The following is a 22,696-nucleotide window of genomic DNA, read 5'->3' on the forward strand; positions in this document are numbered from 1 at the left end:
GCTTACCTCCCACTTGTCGTCCCCGACATGATCGAGAGGGGGTCTCCCACGTATGCCCCGGCACGAGCGGTTTCACGCGAATGGGCCGGTTTCACCACTCTCGCAGTGGTGGAACCGGCCCATTCGGGTGTGTTCGAACGTCAGTCGCGGGCGGGCTCGGCCTCGTCGGCGCTCTCCCGGTCGAACCGGCCGTCGATCCGGGACACCAGACCGGTCACCTGCCGGGCGATGTCCGGCGCGGTCAGTCCGATCTCGGCCATGACCTCGGCGCGGGAGGCGTGGTCGAGGAAGCGCGGCGGGATGCCGAAGTCGCGCAGCGGGACGTCGACGCCGGCGTCGCGCAGGGCCTGGGCGATCGCGGAGCCGACACCGCCGACGCGGGAGTTGTCCTCGACGGTGACGACCACGCGGTGGCGCTCGGCGAGCGGGGCCATGGCCTCGTCGACGGGCTTGACCCAGCGCGGGTCGACGACGGTGGTGGAGATGCCCTGCTGCTCCAGCAGGCCGGCGATCTCCAGGCACATGGGGGCCAGCGCGCCGACCGAGACGAGGAGGACGTCCGGCCGGTCGGTGCCGGGCTCGCGCAGCACGTCCATGCCGCCGACCCTGCCCACGGCCGGTACGGCGGGGCCGACGGCGCCCTTGGAGAAGCGCACCACGGTCGGCGCGTCCGTCACCTGGACGGCCTCGCGGAGCTGGGCGCGCACCTGGTCGGCGTCGCGCGGGGCGGCGAGCCTGAGGCCGGGGACGACCTGGAGGATCGACATGTCCCACATGCCGTTGTGGGAGGCGCCGTCGGTGCCGGTGATGCCGGCCCGGTCCAGGACGAAGGTCACACCGCACTTGTGCAGGGCGACGTCCATCAGGACCTGGTCGAAGGCGCGGTTGAGGAAGGTGGCGTAGACGGCGAAGACGGGGTGCACGCCCGCGTGGGCGAGGCCCGCAGCGGAGACCGCGCCGTGCTGCTCGGCGATGCCGACGTCGTAGACCCGGTCGGGGAAGCGCTTGGCGAACTTGTCCAGGCCGACCGGGTGGAGCATGGCCGCGGTGATCGCGACGATGTCCTCGCGCTCCTCGCCGAGCTTGACCATCTCCTCGCCGAAGACGGAGGTCCAGTCGGCGCCGGAGGAGGCGATGGGCAGGCCGGTGTCGGGGTGGATCTTGCCGACGGCGTGGAAGCGGTCGGCCTCGTCCTGGAGGGCGGGCTGGTAGCCGCGGCCCTTCTCGGTGAGGCAGTGCACGATGACCGGGCCGTTGAACCGCTTGGCACGGGCCAGCGCGGACTCCAGCGCCTCGATGTCGTGGCCGTCGATCGGGCCGACGTACTTCAGGCCCAGGTCCTCGAACATGCCCTGCGGGGCGATGAAGTCCTTCAGGCCCTTCTTGGCGCCGTGCAGGGTGTCGAAGAGCGGCTTGCCGACGACCGGGGTGCGCTCCAGGAGGTCCTTGGTGCGGGCCAGGAAGCGCTCGTAGCCGTCGGTGGTGCGCAGGGTCGCCAGGTGGTTGGCGAGGCCGCCGATGGTGGGGGCGTAGGAGCGCTCGTTGTCGTTGACGACGATGACCAGCGGGCGGTCCTTGGCGTCGGCGATGTTGTTCAGCGCCTCCCAGGCCATACCGCCGGTGAGGGCGCCGTCACCGATGACGGCGACGACATGGCTGTCGCGTTTCATCAGCTGGTTCGCCTTGGCGATGCCGTCGGCCCAGCCGAGGACGGTGGAGGCGTGGCTGTTCTCGATGACGTCGTGCTCGGACTCGGCCTGTGAGGGGTAGCCGGACAGGCCGCCCTTCATCTTCAGCCGGGAGAAGTCCTGCCGGCCGGTGAGCAGCTTGTGCACGTAGGACTGGTGGCCGGTGTCCCAGAGCACCTTGTCCTTGGGCGACTCGAAGACGCGGTGCAGGGCGATGGTCAGCTCCACCACACCGAGGTTGGGACCCAGGTGCCCGCCGGTCTTGGAGACCTCCTGGACGAGGAAGGTCCGGATCTCCCCGGCCAGCTGGTCCAGCTGCTCCAGGCTGAGCCGGTCCAGATCGCGCGGTCCCGTGATGCGGGTCAGCAGCGGCACCCGTGCCTCCTTGCAGTAGAGCTGTTGAGCTGTTGCCGGGCTTGGACGAGTCTATGTCGCCCGTTCCCGTGACACGACGATGCCCGGCACCTGTGAGTGCCGGGCACGTGTACCGACCTGCTTCCAAGGGGCGCGGGGAACCGCGTGACCAGCCGAGACGGCGAGTCCGACGCGGTCCCGCCGCACCCCGTACGGCGAGGGGCGATCCGTCAGGCGCGACCGGCGGCCTTCTGGCTCCTGCGGGACACCGAGTCGATGACCACCGCGCCCAGCAGAACACCACCGGTGATCATGTACTGGATCGAGGTGTTCATGTTCAGCAGGTTCAGACCGGTGGTGATCGACTGGATCACCAGCATGCCGAGGAGCGCGGACCACACGGAGCCACGCCCGCCGAACAGCGAGGTACCGCCGATGACCGCCGCCGCGATGGCCAGCATCAGCGTGTTGCCGCCACCGGCGCTCAGCGTCGCGGAGGCCGTCTGGCCGGCGAAGAACATGCCGCCGATCGCCGCGAAGCCACCGGAGATGGCGAACACGCTGATCCGGACCATCGGCACGCTGATACCGGCACGGCGCGCCGCCTCGATACCGCCGCCGACCGCGAAGACCTTGCGGCCGTACGTCGTACGACGCAGCACGAAGTCCACGATGACCAGCGCAGCCAGGAAGATCACCAGGGCGTTGGACACACCCTGCGCGTTGTTCAGCACGGCGGCCGCGACGAAGGCCGCGATGGCCAGCAGACCGACGCGGACGAGGATCTCGCTGGTGGGCCGGAAGGGCACACCGGCGGCCCGGCGGCGGCGCTGCTCGCCGAAGTTGCCGACGAGCGACAGCACGACGCCGAGACCGGCCAGCAGGTAGGCGCCGATGATGGCCTGGTCCATGAAGAAGGAGCTCTGGCCGAAGAGCTTCACCGGGCCCTCGTCGTTCGGGATGTTGATGGTGCCGCTCGAACCGAGCAGCCACAGCATCAGACCGTTCCAGCCGAGGAAGCCGGCCAGGGTCACGACGAACGCCGGTACACCGATCTTGGCGAAGAACCAGCCGTGCAACGCGCCGATGGCCACACCGGTCGCGATCGCCAGCACCAGGGCCAGCCAGCTGTTCATGCCGTTCTCGACCACCCACACGGCGAACAGCGTGGACGCGAGGCCGCTGACGGAACCGACGGAGAGGTCGATCTCGCCGAGGAGCAGGACGAACACGAGCCCGATGGCCAGCATGCCGGTCGCCGACATGAAGAAGCTGATGTCGGAGAGGTTGTCGGCGCTCAGGAAGCGGTCGTTCTTCGCCTGGAAGATGATCCAGATGATGATCAGGCCGATGACGACCGGCAGCGAGCCCAGCTCACCGCCCTTGATCTTGCGCTTGAACTCCGTGATGTAGCCCTTGAAGCCCTCTTCACGGACGAGCAGGCGCGGGTCGACGACGGTGACCGCGGCGGCAGTGGGGTCGTCGGCGGGCGCGACGGTGTTCTGGTTCTCCACCGTGCCCTTCGACTTCGAAACCTTCGATGTGTCGCTCACTTTTCCGCCTCCGTGCTGCGACGCCCCGCACGACGGGTCACGGCGTTGTCCGTGGCACCGGTGATCGCGGCGATGATCTCTTCGTGGCTGGTGTCCTTGACGGGGAACACGCCGTTGTTCTTGCCCAGACGCAGTACGGCGACGGTGTCCGCGACCGCCTTGACGTCGGCCATGTTGTGGCTGATCAGGATGACGGCGAGGTCGCGCTCGCGCAGCCGCTCGACGAGGTCGAGGACCTGGGCGGTCTGCTCGACGCCCAGGGCCGCGGTGGGCTCGTCGAGGATGACCAGCTTGGGCTCGCCGATGAGGGCGCGGGCGATGGCCACGACCTGGCGCTGACCGCCGGAGAGGCTAGCGATCGGGATGCGCACGCTCGGAATGCGGATGGAGAGCGTCGACAGCAGCTCCCGGGAGTTCTTCTCCATCGTCACCTCGTCGATGACACCGCGATGGAGCAGCTCACGTCCGAGGTAGAGGTTGCCGACCACGTCGAGGTTGTCGCACAACGCGAGGTCCTGGTAGACCGTCGCGACGCCGAGTCCCTGGGCGTCGTGCGGCTTGTTGATGCTGACGGGCTTGCCGTTCCACTCGATGACGCCCTCATCGATGGGGTGGACACCGGCGATCGTCTTCACCAGGGTCGACTTGCCTGCGCCGTTGTCGCCGACCAGGGCGACCACTTCTCCGGCGTGAACCTCCAGCTCGACGTCGGTGAGTGCCTGCACTGCACCGAACCGCTTGGAGACTCCGCGCAACGCCAGCACGGGCGTAGCGGACACGTGAACCATCTCCTTCGCCGCCTGACCGGCGGGGATGCCGCGCTTGCTTACAGGCGCGGAGGGATGTGCGCAGGGCCGCGGCCTTCGGTCGGCCGGCGGCGGAGCTGACGCACTAGGTTTACAGATGAACATGCGCGAATCCGTCACGCGTGGCAACGGTTTCCGTCCGGCGCCCGCCGCGCAGCGGGGTTGGAAGGCGGGGCGGACGCCGGAGGAGCTTCGCGGGGCGGCCGGGTGGTCACGGGGAGCACCTGGCCGCGCTGGTGGGACCTACTGGAGGCCGGCGGCCTTGCAGCCGGCGGCGTACTGGGCGGTGCAGATCTGCGCCACCGTGTACAGGCCGTCCTTGACGACCGTGTCCTTGATGTTGGCCTTGGTGACGGAGACCGGGGTCAGCAGCTTCGCGGGGACCTTGTCGCCGGAGCCGCTGGTGACCTCGGTGTCGGTCAGGGACTTGACGTCCTTGCCCTCCAGCAGGCCGACGGCGATCTCGGCGGCGGTGTCGGCCTCGGGCTTGTAGGCCTTGTAGACCGTGGCGGACTGGGTGCCGGCGACGATCCGCTGGATGGCGGCGAGTTCGGCGTCCTGGCCGGTCAGCGGGGTGCTGCTGATGCCCGCGCCCTTGAGGGTGTTGGCGATACCACCGGCCATGCCGTCGTTGGCGGAGTAGACACCGGCGATGTTCTTCGCGCCCAGCTGGGTGATGGCGGCGGACATCTTCTCCGCGGCGACGGTGTCCTTCCAGAGGCCGGACTGCTCGTAGGCGATCTTCACCTTGCCGTCGAGCGCCTTGTGGGCGCCTTCCTTGAACTGGGCGGCGTTCGGGTCGGCGTCGTCACCGTTGATCATGACGACGTTCGCCTTCGGGGAGGCCTTGGAGCCCATGGCGTCGAGCAGCGCCTGGCCCTGGAGCTCACCGACCTTGACGTTGTCGAAGGAGACGTACGCGGAGACCGGGCCCTGGGCCAGACGGTCGTACGCGACGACCTTGACGCCCTTGTCCACGGCGGCCTGGATGGAGGACTTGATGGCGGCCGAGTCCTGGGCGGAGATCACGATGACCTTCACGCCCTTGGTGACCATGGTGCTGACCTGCTGCGCCTGCTTGTTGGCGTCGGCCGCGGCGTTCGCGTAGTCGACGGTGCAGTCGGAGCAGAGCTCCTTGACCTTGGCCTCGAAGTAGGGCCGGTCGAACTTCTCGTACCGAGCCGTGACGCTGTCCGGCAGGAGCAGACCGATCGACTTGTTGTCCGAGCTGCCGCTGTCGGAGTCGTCGTCACCGGCCGTGCCACAGGCGGCGGCGGTCAGAGCCAGAGTCGAGACCAGCACGGGAACGGCGGCACGACGCATAAACGTGTTCACTTCTAGAAACCTCCCTGACGAGGCCGCGTCGTTGCGGCCGAGGTGGCTGGAAGTCAACTCGGCCACACGTGCGACGTCAAGAAGTAAATCCTTAACGAGATGGCAACGGTGCCATCCGTTCTCTAAGTGAAGGCAGGCGCCGCCTTGTGCAGCGTGCCGTCCAAAAGTGTCGAATCACCCATCTCGCTGAGGGCGAGGGCGAGCGCTCCGAGCACCTCCGCACGGCCCCCAAGTGCCCCCGGGAGAACGGAGAGTTGGCGCGCCGCGCTGGGGATCGCGTAGCGGCCGACAGACTCCCTGATCGGCCCGAGCACCAGTTCTCCGGCCTCGGCGAGATCACCGCCCAGGACGACCCGGCTCGGGTTCAGCAGATTGCAGAGATTGGCCACTCCACTGCCGATGTGTCGGCCGACGTCGGCGATCACCCGACGGCAGCCCGGATCACCGTCCCTGGCCAGCCTGACTACGCCTTCCATGGTCAGGTCGGTTCCGTGGCTGGGCTGGAGGAGCGGCAGCACATAGCGCGCCGCCGCGAAGGTCTCCAGGCAGCCGCGGTTGCCGCAGCGGCAGACCGGGCCGGATTCATCAAGAGTAATATGTCCGATTTCTCCCGCGGTGCCACCAGGGCCGCGGTAGATGTTCCCGTCGATCACCAGACCGGCTCCGACACCGCTGGAGACCTTGATGTACGCCAGGTCCCGAACGCCCTTGCCCGCGCCCCAGACGAGCTCTCCGAGGGCACCCAGGTTGGCGTCGTTGTCCACGTGCACGGGAACACCCAGACGGCCGCGCAGCTCTTCGGCCGGACGGGTGCCGCCCCAGCCCGGCAGGATCGCGGTCGAGCCCAGCTGGCCGGACTCCACGTCGATCGGGCCGGGCACGCCGAGACCCACCCCGGCGATCTTGGAGCGGTCGACACCGGTCACCGCGATCAGCCTGCTGACCAGTTCCTCCGCCCGGTCGAAGCCCTGTGCGGCGGAGGCGTCCACGTCCAGCGGCTCGGACTCCTCGGCGAGCACCTGGTGGGCGAGATTGCCGAGGGCGACCCTGAGGTGCGTGTGCCCGAAGTCGACGCCGATCACGATGCCGGCGTCCCCGCTCAGGGACACGCTGCGAGCCCGGCGGCCGCCCGCCGAGGTGGGCGTGACCTCGACCGTTCCGCCGTCCTTGAGCTCGCGCACGATGTTGGAGACCGTCGCCGCGGACAGACCCGTGGTCCTCGCGATCTCCGCCTGCGTGAGGGAACCGGCCAGCCGTACGGCGCGGACCACCCGCTCGAGGTTGGCTCGGTGCAGCGACGACTGCGACCCCGGAGTCTCCACGACGACCTCCTGCGCGGCGGGGCCGCTTCAGCGAGGCCCCGTTCATGTCCAACTAGTGAACTCTAAGCTGAGCTGTTCGGGTTGCCTCCCGTCAAGAGGTTGAACCCTTTCCGCGAGCAGGGACACAACGACACACGCCGCTTCCTGGGGCGGAAGCGGCGTGCGTACGGGTGTGTGCGCTGGGTCACTTCAAGGGCGGCGGCCCCGGGTCACTTCAGCGTCGCCGAGGTCAGTCCGGCCTGCACCTGGCGCTGGAACGACAGGTACACCACCAGCATGGGGATCATGGCGATGCTGACGCCGGCGAAGAGCACCGGCAGGTCGGTGGCGTAGCCCTGCTGCTGCTGGAGCTGGATCAGACCCTGGGTGAGCACATAGCGCTCGGGGTCGTCGCCGCTCTGCGGCTGCATCAGCACCGTGGGCAGGATGAACTGGTTCCACTGCCCCAGCGTGTTGAAGATCCCGACGCTGATCAGGCCCGGCTTGGCCATCGGCAGCATCACCTGGAAGAAGGTCCGCGCGTGCGAGGCGCCGTCCAGGATCGCCGCCTCGAACACCGCGGTCGGCAACGTCCGGAAGAAGGCGTGCATGAAGAACACCGTGAACGGCATCGAGTAGGCGACGTACACCAGGATCAGGCCCTGGTAGCTGTTCAGCATGTCCAGCCGCTTGACCATGAAGAACAGCGGCACCAGCGCCAGGAACACCGGGAACATCGCGCCCGCGACGAAGAAGTAGTACAGCAGGCGGTTGCCCCAGAACTGGTAGCGGGCGAGGACGTACGCGGCCATGGAGCCGAACAGCATGGTCAGCGGCACGGAGAAGGCCAGCACGATGACCGTGTTGAGGAAGTAGTCGCCGATGCCCTTGTCCCAGGCCCGGGCGAACACGTCCAGGTCCCAGTTCTGCGGCCAGCCGAAGGCCGAGCCGCCGATCTGGGCGTCGGTCTTGAAGGAGCTGAGCACCAGCCACAGCAGCGGCAGCACGATCAGCAGGGCCCACAGGGCGAGGAAGCCGTGCGAGAAGACGTTCAGGACGACGCCCTCGTTGCGGGGGGCCTCGGTGCGGGCGGGGACCTTGTCCACGGGCCGCCGGACGGGCACGGCCTCTTTCACGGGGGTCTCGTCGATGGGTGCGCTCATGTCGGTCGTCTCTCTCCCGCTCAGAACTCGATGCGCTCGCGGCGGGTGGCGCGCAGCATGACCACGGACAGGATCAGGGTGAGCAGCAGCATCACCACGCCCATGGCGCAGGCGTAGCCGCTCTTGCCGTAGATGAGGAAGTTGCGCATCATCACGGTCGCCATGACCTCGCTGTGGTGGTCGGGGCCGCCGCCGAACTCACCGGCCGTCATGGTGGACACCAGGATGAACATGTCCATCGCCGCGATGCCGAGGTAGACCCAGGCGGTCTGCACCGAGTCCCACAGCAGCGGCAGCGTGATCCGGAAGAACGACTGGGCGCGCCCGGCACCGTCGATGAGGGCCGCCTCGTAGATGTCCCGCGGAATGGACTGCATGGCCGCGGAGAACAGCACCAGATAGAAGCCGACGCCGTGCCAGACGACGACCAGCATCAGCATCCACAGCACCATGTTCGGCTCGTTGAGCCATTCCACCGGGCTCGCCTCGTCGACCAGTCCCGCTTTCATCAGCAGGCCGTTCAGCATGCCGCCGCTGTCACTGCGGTACACGGCCCCGAACAGCACCGCGAGAATCGCGAGCGAGAGCACCTGCGGGAAGAAGTAGACGACCTTGTAGAACTTCGAGCCGGCGACCCCGGAAACGCCGCCGGCCCGGCTGCGTCCGCCCGCGTTCAGCATGAACGCGAAGAACAACGCGAGGAGAATGGTGATCACCGGGATGAACACCAGGAACAGGATGTTGTGCCAGACGGCCCCCAGGAAGATGTCGTCCTGGAACAACTCCTTGTAGTTGTCGAGCCCGACGAAGTTGAACGTCTGCGACTGCCCCTTCCAGTCGGTCAGCGAATAGCCGATCGTCTGGAGATAGGGCCAGATGACGAAGACGAGATACAACGCCACAGGGACGAAGAGAAACCCCGCGACGAACCGGTACTGCCCTCTGCGCATTGATTTTCCTGCCCGTTGTTGGCCTGAAGGGGCGCGGCGAACCGCGCGACCGGCCACCCGACGACCGGTATCCCGCTGGTCCCCCGCGCCCCGAACGGCGAGACCCGGCGATTATTCCCGGCGGTTGTTCTTGGACGCCGGGTCCTTGGCGGCCTTGTCCACCGCCGCCTGCGCCCGCTTCAGCCACTCCTTGGGCTGGATCCGCTTCGCCATCAGCTCATTGGACGCGTTCTGGATCGCCGTGTCCATTTCGCTGTACCACTCGGTGTACAGGAACCGGAAGGTGTTGTCACCGGCGGCCTTCGAGGCCTCCACCGTCGACTGCGTACCCGGTCGCAGCTGCACGCTCGGGTCCACGCCGTCCTTGAGGATGGTCAGCGAGTTCGCCTCCTTGGCGAAGATCGTCGACCATTCGCGGGACAGCATCATCCGCATGAACTCCTTGGCCGCGGGCAGGTTCTTGGCCTTGGCCGGGATGATGAACGGCTCGCCGGACCCGGCCCGGATCGCCTCGTACGGCATCTGGCTGTCCGCCAGCACCGGCATCGGCATGAACTTCATGTCGAAGTCGGCCGGCGTCTGCTTGATCTGCTCGTTCTCCAGCCAGGAGCCACAGGTGATGAACGCGGCCTTGTACTGGTTCCAGCGGGTCTGCGACTCGGTGTGGGTCAGGCCGTTCGTGCCGGGCATGAGGTAGCCCTTCTCGACGACCTCGTAGACCGCCTCCACGGCCGCCTGGGCGGCGTCGGAGCCGACGAACGCCTTGGGGTCGAGGTTGTCGATCGCCTTCATGGCGTCCAGGCCGCCCTTCTTGGCGATCAGGTCCATGATGGCGACGTTGATGTAGTACGGGTACTTGCCCTGGTGCGCGAGACCGCCGATGTTCTGGGACTTGGCGTCCTTGCAGATGGCGAGGAAGTCGTCCCAGGTCTTGGGCTCCTCCCAGCCCTTCTCCTTGAAGAGCTTGCCGGAGTACCACAGGCCCCACACCGTGTAGATGTAGTTCAGGGCGACGACCTTGCCCTCCTGCAGGCCCGGGTCGAGCGTGCCGGGGATGACCGTGTCGCGGACCTTCTTCGACGGGTCGTCGACGCTCGGGGCGTCCAGGATCTCGGCGAGGTCGAGGAGCTGGCCGTTCTTGTACAGGACGTCGATCTTGATCTTCTGGGCGCCGGAGTCGTCGACGATGTCCGGCGGGTTGCCGCCGTTGAAGCGCGGCTGGAGCTTTCCGGTGATCTCCTGCGTGCCGGTGTGCGTGGAGGTGACGCCCCACTTCTTCTGGAAGCCGGCCTCCCACGCCTTGGCGTAGTCGTCGCCGTAGCCGCCCTTGAAGATGACGACGTCGAGTTTGCTGCCCTTCTTGACGCCGAAGGGGTTGTCCTTGGACGTCTTGCCCTGCGTGTCCTCGTTCGAGTCGTCTCCTCCACCGCCGCTCGCGCAGGCGGACAGGAAACCCATCGACGGCACGGCGACCAGGCCGAGCGCGGCGGACCGCTTCATCAGATCGCGGCGGCCGACACCCGAGGAACCGTTTTCGTTCTCGGCGGAAGTGGATCCCATGCTCAAGTCCTCGCCTTCTCCAGGACTCAGGCGGTGAACCGGATCCTCGCCGGCACCGCGGTGGGGTCAAGCTGGGTCGTGCACGAATCGCTCCGGGACTCAGGGGAAGGTCCGGGATCGCCGACAGGTATAGTCCACTTCCGGCCGGGGGAGCAAGATCGAATGCAAGGTTCGCCGCCGGTCTTTTCCGAGTTGAGACCTCGCGGAAATATCCGCCGCCCGTGCGCACCTTGCCGGAAAAATCCACGGCATTACCCCCGGACGCCACAGCCAACAGCCTTGACATGCTTCGCCACTTGAGCCCCTACTGGTCCCTGGCACTCAAGTTGACAACGTTGTCCGAAGTGCAGGGAGGGCTTGTGCGCAGAGTTCGGCACAGAGCGGCCCGGGCGGTGGTCCTGGCCGCCGTCCTGGCCTTGGCGGTGGGCTCACCTGGGGCGGCGGCCGCCCTGCCGGAGGAACCGGAGGGCGCCGAACGGGAGTTCACCTCCTCCTTCGAGGCGGGCGATCCGGCACCCGACTGGCTGAACACCGTCGACACCACGCCGGACGGCACCAAGCGCGCCTCCGGTGTGGACGGCGGGTACAGCAGCGGCATCCCGGGCAATGTGACCGACCATGTCACCGACGTCCGGGCCAGCGGCGAGAACACCGGCGGCGGCGAGGTGAAGGAGAACCTCGTCGACGGCGAGCCGAGCACCAAGTGGCTGGTCTTCCAGCCGAGCGGGTGGGCCCGGTTCGAGCTGGACAAACCGGTGAAACCAGTAACGTACGCCCTCACCTCTGCCAATGACCACGCCGAGCGCGACCCGCGCGACTGGACGCTGCGGGGCTCCGCCGACGGCACGGACTGGAAGACCCTCGACACCCGCACGGGCGAGACCTTCGCCGAGCGTTTCCAGACGAAGACCTACGGCCTCGCCGAGCCGGCGGAGTACCGCTATTTCCGGCTGGACATCACCCGCAACAACGGCGCCCTCACCATCACCCAACTCGCCGACGTGCAGTTCTCGGTCGGCGGCGGCGACGGCCCCGTACCGCGGGACATGCTGTCGCTGGTCGACCGGGGCCCGAGCGGCTCGCCCACCGCGAAGGCGGGGACGGGCTTCACCGGAAAGCGTGCACTGCGTTACGCCGGACGCCACACCGCGGACGGACGGGCGTACTCGTACAACAAGGTCTTCGACGTGGACGTGGCCGTGGGCCGCGACACCCAGCTGTCCTACCGGATCTTCCCGTCCATGGCGGACGGGGACCGCGACTACGACGCCACCCACGTCTCCGTCGACCTCGTCTTCACCGACGGCACCCACCTCAGCGACCTCGGGGCGCGCGACCAGCACGGCTTCGAGCTGAGCCCGCGGGGGCAGGGCGCGGCGAAGGTGCTGTACGTCAACCAGTGGAACAACGTGGCCGCGCGGATCGGGCCGGTCGCGGCCGGCCGGACGGTCGACCGGATCCTGATCGCGTACGACTCCCCCGCCGGCCCCGCCGGGTTCCGCGGCTGGATCGACGACGTACGTCTCGCACCGGTGGCCCGGGAGCGGCCGAGGGCGCATCTGTCCGACTACGCCCTCACCACCCGCGGCACCCACTCCAGCGGCGGCTTCTCGCGGGGCAACGACTTCCCGGCGACGGCCGTGCCGCACGGGTTCAACTTCTGGACGCCGGTGACCGACGCGGGATCGCTGAGCTGGCTCTACGACTACGCGCGCGGGAACAACGACGACAACCTGCCGACGGTCCAGGCGTTCAGCGCCAGCCATGAGCCCAGCCCCTGGATGGGCGACCGGCAGACCTTCCAGGTGATGCCCTCGGCGGCGGCCGGCACCCCGGAGCTCGGCCGTGAGGCGCGCGAGCTGGCGTTCCGGCACGAGAACGAGACCGCGCGGCCGCACTACTACGGCGTGACGTTCGAGAACGGTCTCAAGGCCGAGATGACCCCCACCGACCACGCGGCGGTGCTGCGCTTCACCTACCCCGGCGACGACGCGAGCGTGCTGTTCGACAACGTCACCGACCAGGCGGGGTTCACGCTGGACACGGCGAGCGGCACCTTCACCGGCTACTCGGACGTGAAGTCCGGCCTGTCCACCGGCGCGACCCGGCTGTTCGTCTACGGCGAGTTCGACAAGCCCGTGACGGAGGGGTCGTCGAGCGGGGTCAAGGGCTATCTGCGCTTCGAGGCCGAGGACCGGACCGTCACGCTGCGGATCGCCACCTCCCTCATCAGCACCGACCAGGCCGAGGACAACCTCCGCCAGGAGATCCCGCAGGGCACCGGCTTCGAGGAGGTCCGCGTCCGCGCCCAGCGGCAGTGGGACCGCCTCCTCGGCAAGGTCGAGGTCGAGGGCGCCACGCCGGACCAGCTGACCACCCTCTACTCCAGCCTGTACCGGCTGTACCTGTACCCCAACTCGGGCTTCGAGAAGGTCGGTTCGACGTACAAGTACGCCTCCCCGTTCTCGCCGATGCCGGGCCCCGACACCCCGACGCACACCGGGGCGAAGATCGTGGACGGCAAGGTGTACGTCAACAACGGCTTCTGGGACACCTACCGGACGACATGGCCGGCGTACTCGCTGCTGACGCCCTCTCAGGCGGGCGAGCTGACCGACGGGTTCGTCCAGCAGTACAAGGACGGCGGCTGGACCTCGCGCTGGTCCTCCCCCGGCTACGCCGACCTGATGACCGGCACCTCGTCGGACGTGGCGTTCGCGGACGCCTATGTCAAGGGCGTCGACTTCGACGCGCGGGCGGCGTACGACGCGGGGGTGAAGAACGCCACCGTGGTGCCGCCGGTCTCCGGGGTGGGCCGCAAGGGCATGGCCACCTCGCCCTTCCTCGGCTACACGAGCACCGACACCCACGAGGGCCTGTCGTGGGCGCTGGAGGGTTACCTCAACGACTACGGCATCGCACGGATGGGCCGGGCGCTGTACCGGCAGACCGGCGAACGGCGCTACCAGGAGGAGTCGGCGTACTTCCTCGACCGGGCCCAGGACTACGTCAGCCTCTTCGACAGGGAGGCCGGCTTCTTCCAGGGCCGGGACGCCGAGGGCGACTGGCGGGTGGACTCCGCGACGTACGACCCGCGGGTGTGGGGCTACGACTACACGGAGACCAACGGCTGGGGCTACGCCTTCACCGCCCCGCAGGACAGCCGGGGCCTGGCCAACCTCTACGGCGGCCGCTCCGGCCTCGCCGGCAAGCTCGACGCGTACTTCGCCACGCCCGAGACGGCGTCCCCGGAGTTCGTCGGGTCGTACGGCGGTGTCATCCATGAGATGACCGAGGCCAGGGACGTCCGGATGGGCATGTACGGGCACTCCAACCAGGTCGCCCACCACGCGATCTACATGTACGACGCGGCCGGGCAGCCCTGGAAGGCGCAGGAGAAGGTCCGTGAGGTGCTGTCCCGGCTGTACGTGGGCAGCGAGATCGGGCAGGGCTACCACGGCGACGAGGACAACGGCGAGCAGTCGGCCTGGTTCCTGTTCTCCGCGCTCGGCTTCTATCCGCTGGTGATGGGCAGCGGTGAGTACGCCATCGGCTCCCCGCTGTTCACCAGGGCGACCGTGCACCTGGAGAACGGCCGGGAGCTGGTGGTCAAGGCGCCGCGCAACAGCGCGCGCAACGTCTACGTCCAGGACGTCCGGTTCAACGGCGTCAGGTGGCGGTCGACCGCGCTCCCCCACGCCCTGCTCGCACGCGGCGGCGAGCTGGAGTTCGAGATGGGTCCGCGGCCGTCGAAGTGGGGCACGGGCCGCTTCGCCGCACCGGTGTCGATCACCCGGGACGACGAGGTGCCGTCGCCGCGCGCGGACGTCCTCGCGGGCGCGGGTGCCCTGTTCGACGACACCTCGGCGACGGAGGAGGCCGTCACGACGGTCGACCTGCCGGTGTCCGGGCCGGTCAGGGCCGTGCAGTACACGCTGACCTCGCCGGCCGACCGCACGAGGGCGCCGGCCGGCTGGGCTCTCCAGGGCTCGGACGACGGCACCACCTGGGAGACGCTCGACGAGCGCTCGGGAGAACCCTTCCGCTGGAACCGGCAACTGCGGGCGTTCTCCGTGGCCGCTCCGGGTAGTTACGGGAGGTACCGCCTGGTGCTGACGGGAGAGGCGGTGCTGTCGGAGGTCGAACTGCTCGCCTGAGCGGACTCGTTGGAGGAACGCATGCGGGGTGCCGACCCGGCCTGGCTGCCGGACGAGGTGTTCCGGCCGATCGGCAGCCGGCGGACGCTGGTCCGCGGCTGGGGCCCGCTGGTGGACACCGTGCACGAGGAAGTGGCCCGGGCCTGCGCCCGGTTCGGGGGCCGCGTCGACCGCGACGCGGCCCCCGGGCCGTACGACCTGCTGCTGGACCTGACGGGCTCCGAGGCGTCCGAGGCGTTCACCTGCGAGCGCGCCGGCGACCTGACGACCGTCACCGCGACCGGGCCGTCCGGGCTGCTGTACGGCCTGTTCCACGTCGTACGGCTCGGTGAGGAGGCGTTCACCGGTGAGCGGCCGCGCGAGACCTGCCGTCCGGCGCTCGCGCTGCGCATGCTGGACCACTGGGACAACGTGGCCGTGCACCCGGTGATGGGCCAGGTGGAGCGCGGCTACGCGGGCGGGTCCCTGTTCTGGGTGGACGGCCGGGCGCGCGGAGAGCCGGAGCGGCTGCGGGCGTACGCGCGGCTGCTGGCGTCCTGCGGGATCAACGCGGTGGCGGTGAACAACGTCAATGTGCACGAGACCGAGGCGCGTCTGCTGACGGACCGGATCGGTGAGGTCGCCGAGCATGCCGCGGTGTTCAGGGCGTACGGGATACGGACGCATCTGTCGGTGACGTTCGCGGCGCCGATCGTGCTCGGCGGGCTCCCGACCGCCGACCCGCTGGACGAGCGGGTGCGGGAGTGGTGGGCGCGGGCCGCGCAGGGCGTGTACGAGGTGATCGGGGACTTCGGCGGGTTCGTCGTGAAGGCCGACTCCGAGGGGCAGCCCGGCCCGTTCGCCTACGGCCGCAGCCACGCCGACGGCGCGAACATGCTGGCCGAGGCGCTGCGGCCGTACGGCGGCACGGTCCACTGGCGGGCGTTCGTCTACGACCACCGGCAGGACTGGCGGGACCGCTCCACGGACCGGGCACGGGCGGCGTACGACCACTTCGTGCCGCTGGACGGCGAGTTCGCCGACAACGCCGTGCTCCAGGTGAAGCACGGGCCGATGGACTTCCAGGTGCGCGAGCCGGTGTCACCGCTGATCGGGGCGATGCCGGCGACGCGGCTCGCGGTGGAGGTGCAGGCCACCCAGGAGTACACCGGGCAGCAGCGGCACGTGTGCTGGCTGGGCCCGATGTGGAGCGAGGTGCTGCGGTTTCCGGTCCGGCAGGGCGTGTCCGTGGGCGAGTTGTGCCGGGGCGGTCTGGTCGCGGTCTCCAACGTCGGTGACGACCCGTACTGGACCGGGCATCCGCTGGCGCAGGCCAACCTGTACACCTTCGGGCGGCTGGCCTGGCGGCCGGACGCGGATCCGCGGGAGATCCTCGACGAGTGGATCCGGCTCACCTTCGGCCCCGGAGCGGCGGCGGACCTGCACGCGGTCCTCGACGGCTCGTGGCGGACGTACGAGAAGTACACGGCCCCGCTCGGGGTCGGCTTCATGGTGCAGCCTGGGCACCACTACGGGCCTGCCGTCGACGGCTACGAGTACAGCCCGTGGGGCACCTACCACTTCGCCGACCGCGACGGCGTCGGCGTCGACCGCAGCGCCGCCACCGGCACCGGCTTCGCCGCGCAGTACGCCGAGCCGTGGGCGCGGGTCTACGAGTCGCCGGACACCTGCCCGGACGAGCTGCTGCTGTTCTTCCACCACGTGCCGTACGGGCATGTCCTGCACAGCGGGAAGACGGTGATCCAGCACATCTACGACACCCACTTCGAGGGCGTCGAGGAGGCGGAGGAGGCCCGCCGGGTGTGGGCGCGCCTGGACGGCGTGGTGGACGTGGGGCGGCACGCCCGGGTGGCGGAGCTGTTCGAGGAGCAGGTGCGGTCGGCGCGGGAGTGGCGGGATCAGGTGAACAGCTACTTCTTCCGCAAGTCCGGGGTGCCGGACGCGCACGGACGCCGCCTCTGCTGAGGCCGGGGATCCCGCGGGGGTGCCGGGCACGCGGTTCACACCGTGAAGTCCTCCTCGGTCCGGGCGATGACCGCGCGGCTGCTGTGCAGCAGCGACAGCAGCAGCGGGGCGGCCAGCAGCGCGGGCAGGGCCTCGGTGAGCAGCGCGGTCAGGGCGCCGGCCAGGACCAGCAGGGAGGCGGCGCCGAGCGTGGCCCTGCCCTGGGTGAGCAGGAAGTACGCGGCCAGACGGGCGATGTCGCGGGCCCGGAAGGCGAACAGGGACGTCAGGACCAGGGCGTGGGCGCCCCACAGCAGGGACGCCACCCCGATCACCCCGAGCAGTCCCGCCCACCAGACGGGCAGGCCCGTCGCCGCGAAGTGGGTGAGCGTGAACCCGATCACCGTGAGCCAGCCGAGCAGCGGAGCCCACAGCTTCAGCGCCGGTACGGCGTTCAGCCGCCAGCCGCGCCGGTACGCGCGCGCCGGGCGCAGGTCGGTGAGGTCGGCGCCGCGGTGGTGCAGCGCGTACACGGCGGCGGACAGCGCGGGGCCCAGCGGCAGCAGGCAGAGCGCGGCCAGCGGCAGGTTCGCCGGGTCGGGGCCGAGCAGGAGGAGCCCGGCCGTCCCCGGCGCGGCGGCGAGGAGCAGCAGCGCCTGGACGGTGAGGAGGGTGTGGGTGAGGGCGGCGGCCCGGGACAGGGGGCCGGTGCCGAAGGAGAGGGCCGGTGCGCTCATCGGGGGCGGCTCCCGGTCCGGGGCTGCCGGTTCACCGGGGGTTCCTCCCGAGCAGTCGGCGCTCGTCCGACCGGTTCACCGGGGGTTCCTCCCGAGCAGTCGGCGCTCGTCCGTCCAGGGCGGGGCCTCGTCGCGCAGCGGGCTCAGCTCCACGAGGGTGACCTCGTGGCGGGTGAGCGTCAGGTCCAGGCTCACCCGGCCTTCGGCGACCGGCAGCCGCAGATGGCGGCGCCCGGGTTCGGCGGCCTCGTGCAGTACGCCTAGCTGGTGCCGGTCGGGCGAGCGGGGGCTGCCCATGCGCTGCCAGGCCGTGCGGGCGTTGCCGTACTCCTCGTCCACGCTGGACCGGCGGGCGAAGGCCTCCTCGGCGGCCAGGGGGATCAGCAGGCGCAGCCGGTGCCGCTCGGGGCCGGGCGTCTCGCCGCTGGGGTCGACCGGGGCCCAGGCCAGGACGGTGACACGGCCGTCGGGGTGGCGGGTGACCAGGTGGTCGTCGCCGCGGGCGAGCAGGTCGGGGCCCATCCGGGCCATGAAGGCGTACAGGTGGTAGGTCGGCTTGCGCACCTGCCGGTGGGTGAGCAGGCCGAACCCGCCGTGGAAGAGGGCGGTGGGGACGCCGGCCTCCTCGAACATGTCGCTGAACGTCCAGTAGGAGAAGGAGTCGGCGTGGTCGCCGCCGTGGGCGAGGACGGGGGCGAGATAGGCGGCGTTGAAGGCGGTGTCGTGGATCGGGTTGTCGGGGCAGTAGGAGGAGTTGAACTCGGTGATGTGGACCGGGAGTCCGGCCAGGCGGGTGCCCTTCAGGCGCTCGTGGGGCGTGGCGAACTGCTCCAGCAGCTGCTCGGCCGGCGCGAGCGTCTGGTACGAGCCGAACGGGACGTGCTGGGGCGGGCCGGAGGTGTAGGCGTGCTTGGAGACGAAGTCGACGGGGACGTCGTGCCGTTCGGTGAACTCGGCGAAGCGGTCCAGCCATTCGTCCGCGCCGGGCGAGATCGCCGGGCCGCCGACCTGGAGCGAGGCGTCGACCTCCTTCACCGTGGCGGCCGTCACCTGGTAGAGCCGGTGGTAGGCCGGTTCGTCGGCGTTCTGCCAGAAGTCGGACAGGTTGGGTTCGTTCCACACCTCGATGGGCCAGGTGCGCACCTCGTCGAGGCCGTAGCGGTCGACGAGGTGGGTGAGGGTCGCCCGGACCAGGGCGGCCCACTCCTGGTGCGAGCGGGGCGGGGTGACGTTGCCGCGCCACCAGAAGACGGTCTGCTCGCCCGACGCCATCTCCTCGGGCATGAAGCCCAGTTCGAGGAAGGGGCGGATGCCGAGGTCGAGGTAGGCGTCGATCACCTGGTCGACGTAGGTGAAGGAGTGGTGGACGCGGCGGGCGCCGTCGTGGTCGTAGGGCCGGTGGACTCCCATGCCGTCGCTGAGCAGGCCGTGCCCGCGGATGTGACGGAAGCCGATGTCCTGCTGGAGGAGTTTCAGGGAGTCCTGGTAGTCGCGGCGCAGGGCGAGTTCGATGCGGCCGGTGCCGACGCAGTGGCGCCAGGCGTCGGGGAGGCGGCCGGAGGGTTCGGCGGGGACGCGTATCACGCGTACTCCGTTCACGCGTTCTCCTTCTGGAAGCGGTCGTGGGCCCTGTTGTGCAGGTCGACGAGCTGCTGGAGGTTCCTGGCCTTCAGCTCGGCGAGGTAGGCGTCCCACTCGGACATCGGGCGCTGGCCGAGGACGAACTTGAGGGTGTTCTGGATGGCGTGGTCCTTCAGGGGGGTGTCCCAGAGGGTCGCCTGTTCCTGCTCGGCGGACTGCAGGGGGTGTGCGGGTTCGACGGGGAGCTGCTCGCGCCGGGCCATGGCGTCCTGGAACTTCCTCTCGTCGGGGCTGAAGGAGGAGGAGACGAGGTCCCAGCTGCCGCCGTAGGTGAACACCCCGTTGAAGAAGCCGAAGTCCTTCTGGAGGTCCTTCGGGGCGTCCGGGTCGGAGCCCATGAGGCTGATGCCGGGCTTCGGTCGGTAGCGGCCGCCGGACGCGGTGCAGGTGACGCCCGGGACGCCCCACTTGCACAGCCGCTGGCCCTCGTCGGAGTACCAGAGCCAGTCGACGAACTGCATCATCGCCACGAAGGTGTCGGCCTGCAGCGCCTTGCCGGAGATCATGACGCCGTTCTCCAGGCGGGCTCCGCCGAGCACCACGGGGCCCGCCGGGCCGAGGGGCACCGGCACCATGTCGATCCTCGCGCCCCGGACCTGCTTCCGCAGGTTGTAGCGGTAGTTCTGGACCAGTTCCTGCGGGTTGGCGCTGATGACGTAGGACTTCTCGGCGAGCAGCTTCTGCACGGCCTGGTCGTCCTGCTGGGTGAAGCTCTCCGGGTCGAGGAGCTTGTCGGCGACGAGCTTCCTGACGTACTCGACCATCGCGCGGTAGCGGTCGGTGGCGGCGGTGAACACGAACTTCCGCGCCTCGGTGTCGTAGCTGATGTTGTCGTAGCCCCAGCCCGCCTTGACCCCGTACGCCTGGCCGAGGTAGCCGAACAACGCACCGCAGGGGAAGGGGGTGTTGGTGCTCCAGCGGTCGGTCCAGGGGTACTTGCCGGGGTACTCCGCCTTGAGCGCCCTGAGCACGTCGTACACCTCGTCCCAGGTGGTGGGCAGGGCGAGGCCGAGCCGGTCGAGGACGTCGGTGCGCAGCGCCAGGGAGTAGTTGGCCTTGGCCTTCTCGTGCAGGCCCGGCAGCAGGTAGTACTTCCCGTCGGACTGGCGTAGGGAGTCCAGCTCCGGCTCCAGCCTCCACTTGCGCACCTTGTCGCGGAAGTGGGGCATCAGGTGGACGTAGTCGCTGACCGGGACGATCGCGCCGGACGACACGAAGGCGACCTCGGAGGGGTGGTACGTCTTGGGGATGATGAAGGGGGCGTCGCCCGCGCCGATGAGGACGCTGCGCTTCTTCTCGTAGTCGGCGAGCGGGACGTCGAGCGGCTCCAGGGTGATGCCGGTGCGCTCGGTGACCTCCTTCCAGAACAGCCAGTCGCGCTTCATCGGGTAGACGGGGTTGTCGTTGTGCAGCAGCGAGAAGGAGAGCGGCTCGGCGGCCTTGAAGCGCTGTCCGGCGCGGTAGTCCTTCATGGCGCCGCGCCGCTTCTTCGACAGGTCCTTGCTGTCGCCGCCGTCGCCGCCGCCGCAGGCGGTGAGGGTGGTGAGGCCGACGAAGCCGGCTGCGGCGAGGATCTGGCGCCGCGAGAGGTGCCCTGCGTTCTTCACGGAGACTCCCTTGTCGAGTGGGCGCGGGGGTCAGCCTTTGACCGCGCCGAGCATCACGCCCGAGACGAAGTAGCGCTGGACGAACGGGTACACGCAGAGGATCGGCAGGGCGGTGAGGACGATGGTGACCGCCTGGATGTTGGCCCCGACCTGGCTGAGCTGCTCGGTTCCGGCACCCGCGTTGCCGCCTCCGGTGGCGCCCTGGATGAGGTTGCGGAGGTAGACGGTGACGGGCATGAGGTCCGACCGGTCCAGGTAGAGGAAGGCGCTGAACCAGGAGTTCCAGAAGGACACCGAGTAGAAGAGCACCATGGTCGCCACCACCGCCTTGGACAGCGGCAGCACGATCCTGAACAGCACGCCGTAGGTGCTCAGTCCGTCGATCTCGGCGGCCTCCTCCAGTTCGGCCGGCAGGCTCTCGAAGAAGGCCTTCATCACCAGCAGGTTGAAGACGCTGATCGCGTTGGGCAGGGCGATCGCCCACACGCTGTTCTTCAGGCCGAGGCCGGTGACCAGGACGTACTGCGGGATGAGGCCGCCGCTGAAGAACATGGTGAACACCGCGACGCCGACGAGCGCGGTGCGGCCCCTGAGGTGCTTCTTGGACAGGACGTAGGCGTAGCAGGTGGTCAGGACCATGGCGACAGCGGTGGAGACGGCCGTGTAGAACACGGTGTTGCCGTAGTTGCGCCAGAACATCGCGTCCTTCAGCACGATCTCGTACGTGGTGAGGTCGAACCCCTTGGGCCACAGGGCGACTTCGCCCGCCCGGATCTGGCGCTCCCCGCTGAAGGAGCGGGCGACGATGTTGAGGAAGGGGTACAGCGTCACGACCACGACGAGGGTGAGGACCACCCCGTTGACGCCCTGGAAGACCCGGTGGGAGCGGCTCGGTCTCACCACAGGCTCGTCCCGACCGTGCGGCGCGAGAGCTGGTTGGCGGAGGTGATCAGGACCAGGCCGATGACCGCCTCGAACAGGCCGATCGCGGCGGCGTAGCTGAAGCTGTTGGACTCCACGCCGGTGCGGTAGACGTAGGTGGAGATCACGTCGGCGGTCTGGTAGGTCAGCGGGTTGTACAGCAGCAGCACCTTCTCGAAGCCGACGGCCATGAAGGTGCCGATGTTCAGGATCAGCAGCGTGATCATGGTGGGGCGGATGCCGGGCAGGGTGACGTGCCAGATCTGCTGCCAGCGGTTCGCGCCGTCGATGCGGGCGGCCTCGTAGAGGTTGTCGTCGATGGTGGTGAGCGCGGCGAGGTAGAGGATCGTGCCCCAGCCGGCGGTCTGCCAGATCTCCGAGCCGACGTAGATCGTGCGGAACCACTCGGGTTCCTGGATGAACCGGATCGGCTCGTGGCCGAACCAGGCCAGGGCGTGGTTGACCGGCCCGTCGGTGGCCAGCATCTGGAGCGTGATGCCCGCGACGATCACGACCGACAGGAAGTGCGGCAGGTACGACACCGACTGCACGAACCGCTTCAGGGACCGCCGGCGCACCTCGTTCAGCAGCAGCGCCAGCACGATGGGGACCGGGAAGCAGAAGACCAGCGTGAGACCGCCGAGCCAGAGGGTGTTGCGGAAGACCTGCCAGTAGGTGGGGTCGCTGAGGAACATGCGCACATAGCGCAGGCCGACCCAGTCCTCGCCGAGGATCGAGCCGCCGGGCTCGAAGCGGCGGAAGGCGATCACGTTGCCGATCATCGGCAGGTAGCGGAAGACCAGGAAGAACACCAGCGGGAGCACGGCGAGCGAATACAGCTGCCAGTCCCGGCGCAGGGGTCTGCGCGCCTGTGTGGGCATCTGCATGAGCCTCCCTGAAGCGAAAGTTTCGGAGGGGTACCGGCAACTTTGCGGCGAGGTTAGGTGGGGTGGTAAGCGCTGTCAATGGGGCGGGTGGG

15 protein-coding genes are annotated in these 22,696 nt (G+C 69.0%); 2 read left to right on the forward strand and 13 right to left on the reverse strand.

All coding sequences use genetic code 11. The features are described from left to right. Positions 1-140: 140 nt before the first annotated feature. From dxs to ngcE, 8 genes are all read right to left on the reverse strand, one after another. The gene (gene dxs, locus ACIGXJ_RS27470; RefSeq protein WP_399650540.1) at positions 141-2,063 is read right to left on the reverse strand and encodes a 1-deoxy-D-xylulose-5-phosphate synthase; all 1,923 of its coding nucleotides are present in this window, start codon (positions 2,061-2,063) and stop codon (positions 141-143) included. 209 nt (positions 2,064-2,272) lie between these two features. Then, positions 2,273-3,595 carry a sugar ABC transporter permease gene (locus ACIGXJ_RS27475; protein WP_399650542.1) on the reverse strand — a complete coding sequence of 441 codons (1,323 nt, stop codon included), beginning with the start codon at positions 3,593-3,595 and terminating at the stop codon, positions 2,273-2,275. Then, complete coding sequence (locus ACIGXJ_RS27480) at positions 3,592-4,383, reverse strand: ATP-binding cassette domain-containing protein (RefSeq protein WP_399650544.1); 792 nt, start codon at positions 4,381-4,383, stop codon at positions 3,592-3,594. Before ACIGXJ_RS27480 ends, ACIGXJ_RS27475 begins: the two co-directional genes overlap by 4 nt. Before the next feature lie 261 nt (positions 4,384-4,644). After that, positions 4,645-5,724 carry a sugar ABC transporter substrate-binding protein gene (locus ACIGXJ_RS27485; protein ID WP_399650547.1) on the reverse strand — a complete coding sequence of 360 codons (1,080 nt, stop codon included), beginning with the start codon at positions 5,722-5,724 and terminating at the stop codon, positions 4,645-4,647. A gap of 134 nt (positions 5,725-5,858) precedes the next feature. Further along, entirely contained in the window at positions 5,859-7,058 is a 1,200-nt protein-coding gene (locus ACIGXJ_RS27490; protein ID WP_399650549.1) for an ROK family protein, read from the reverse strand. Positions 7,059-7,267: 209 nt separating this feature from the next. After that, a complete protein-coding gene (locus ACIGXJ_RS27495) occupies positions 7,268-8,200 on the reverse strand; it encodes a carbohydrate ABC transporter permease (protein ID WP_399650552.1) in 933 nt (310 codons plus the stop codon). Between the two features lie 20 nt (positions 8,201-8,220). Then, positions 8,221-9,150 carry a carbohydrate ABC transporter permease gene (locus tag ACIGXJ_RS27500; protein WP_399650555.1) on the reverse strand — a complete coding sequence of 310 codons (930 nt, stop codon included), beginning with the start codon at positions 9,148-9,150 and terminating at the stop codon, positions 8,221-8,223. 111 nt (positions 9,151-9,261) lie between these two features. Then, a complete protein-coding gene (gene ngcE / locus ACIGXJ_RS27505) occupies positions 9,262-10,710 on the reverse strand; it encodes an N-acetylglucosamine/diacetylchitobiose ABC transporter substrate-binding protein (RefSeq protein WP_399650558.1) in 1,449 nt (482 codons plus the stop codon). Between the two features lie 416 nt (positions 10,711-11,126). Here ngcE and ACIGXJ_RS27510 point away from each other — a divergent pair, with 416 nt between their 5' ends. Beyond that, positions 11,127-14,867, forward strand: coding sequence for a GH92 family glycosyl hydrolase (locus ACIGXJ_RS27510; RefSeq protein ID WP_399650998.1), 3,741 nt, complete (start codon positions 11,127-11,129; stop codon positions 14,865-14,867). A 21-nt stretch (positions 14,868-14,888) separates the two neighbouring features. After that, entirely contained in the window at positions 14,889-16,832 is a 1,944-nt protein-coding gene (locus ACIGXJ_RS27515; RefSeq protein WP_399650561.1) for an alpha-glucuronidase, read from the forward strand. A gap of 35 nt (positions 16,833-16,867) precedes the next feature. Here the strand turns inward: ACIGXJ_RS27515 and ACIGXJ_RS27520 are convergent, their stop codons facing one another. The 5 genes from ACIGXJ_RS27520 to ACIGXJ_RS27540 all read right to left on the reverse strand — a co-directional run bounded on the left by ACIGXJ_RS27520 (position 16,868) and on the right by ACIGXJ_RS27540 (position 22,604). After that, complete coding sequence (locus ACIGXJ_RS27520; protein WP_399650563.1) at positions 16,868-17,548, reverse strand: hypothetical protein; 681 nt, start codon at positions 17,546-17,548, stop codon at positions 16,868-16,870. A gap of 75 nt (positions 17,549-17,623) precedes the next feature. Beyond that, positions 17,624-19,132, reverse strand: a complete 1,509-nt coding sequence (locus ACIGXJ_RS27525) for a xylan 1,4-beta-xylosidase (protein WP_399651001.1) — start codon at positions 19,130-19,132, stop codon at positions 17,624-17,626. A gap of 11 nt (positions 19,133-19,143) precedes the next feature. Further along, positions 19,144-20,796, reverse strand: coding sequence for an extracellular solute-binding protein (locus ACIGXJ_RS27530; RefSeq protein WP_399650566.1), 1,653 nt, complete (start codon positions 20,794-20,796; stop codon positions 19,144-19,146). Positions 20,797-20,826: 30 nt separating this feature from the next. Next, complete coding sequence (locus ACIGXJ_RS27535; RefSeq protein ID WP_399650569.1) at positions 20,827-21,699, reverse strand: carbohydrate ABC transporter permease; 873 nt, start codon at positions 21,697-21,699, stop codon at positions 20,827-20,829. After that, on the reverse strand, positions 21,693-22,604 hold the full coding sequence (locus ACIGXJ_RS27540; protein WP_399650571.1) for an ABC transporter permease: 912 nt from the start codon (positions 22,602-22,604) through the stop codon (positions 21,693-21,695). Before ACIGXJ_RS27540 ends, ACIGXJ_RS27535 begins: the two co-directional genes overlap by 7 nt. Positions 22,605-22,696: the final 92 nt, after the last annotated feature.

Source organism: Streptomyces sp. NPDC053367 (assembly GCF_044545925.1).
Lineage (GTDB): Bacteria > Actinomycetota > Actinomycetes > Streptomycetales > Streptomycetaceae > Streptomyces.

Coding starts and splice junctions, on each gene's coding strand:
- ACIGXJ_RS27500 (WP_399650555.1), bottom strand. CDS start 9,150: ATGCGCAGAGGGCAGTACCGGTTCGTCGCGGGGTTTCTCTTCGTCCCT.
- ngcE (WP_399650558.1), bottom strand. CDS start 10,710: ATGGGATCCACTTCCGCCGAGAACGAAAACGGTTCCTCGGGTGTCGGC.
- ACIGXJ_RS27520 (WP_399650563.1), bottom strand. CDS start 17,548: ATGAGCGCACCGGCCCTCTCCTTCGGCACCGGCCCCCTGTCCCGGGCC.
- ACIGXJ_RS27515 (WP_399650561.1), top strand. CDS start 14,889: ATGCGGGGTGCCGACCCGGCCTGGCTGCCGGACGAGGTGTTCCGGCCG.
- ACIGXJ_RS27485 (WP_399650547.1), bottom strand. CDS start 5,724: ATGCGTCGTGCCGCCGTTCCCGTGCTGGTCTCGACTCTGGCTCTGACC.
- ACIGXJ_RS27540 (WP_399650571.1), bottom strand. CDS start 22,604: ATGCAGATGCCCACACAGGCGCGCAGACCCCTGCGCCGGGACTGGCAG.
- ACIGXJ_RS27480 (WP_399650544.1), bottom strand. CDS start 4,383: ATGGTTCACGTGTCCGCTACGCCCGTGCTGGCGTTGCGCGGAGTCTCC.
- ACIGXJ_RS27495 (WP_399650552.1), bottom strand. CDS start 8,200: ATGAGCGCACCCATCGACGAGACCCCCGTGAAAGAGGCCGTGCCCGTC.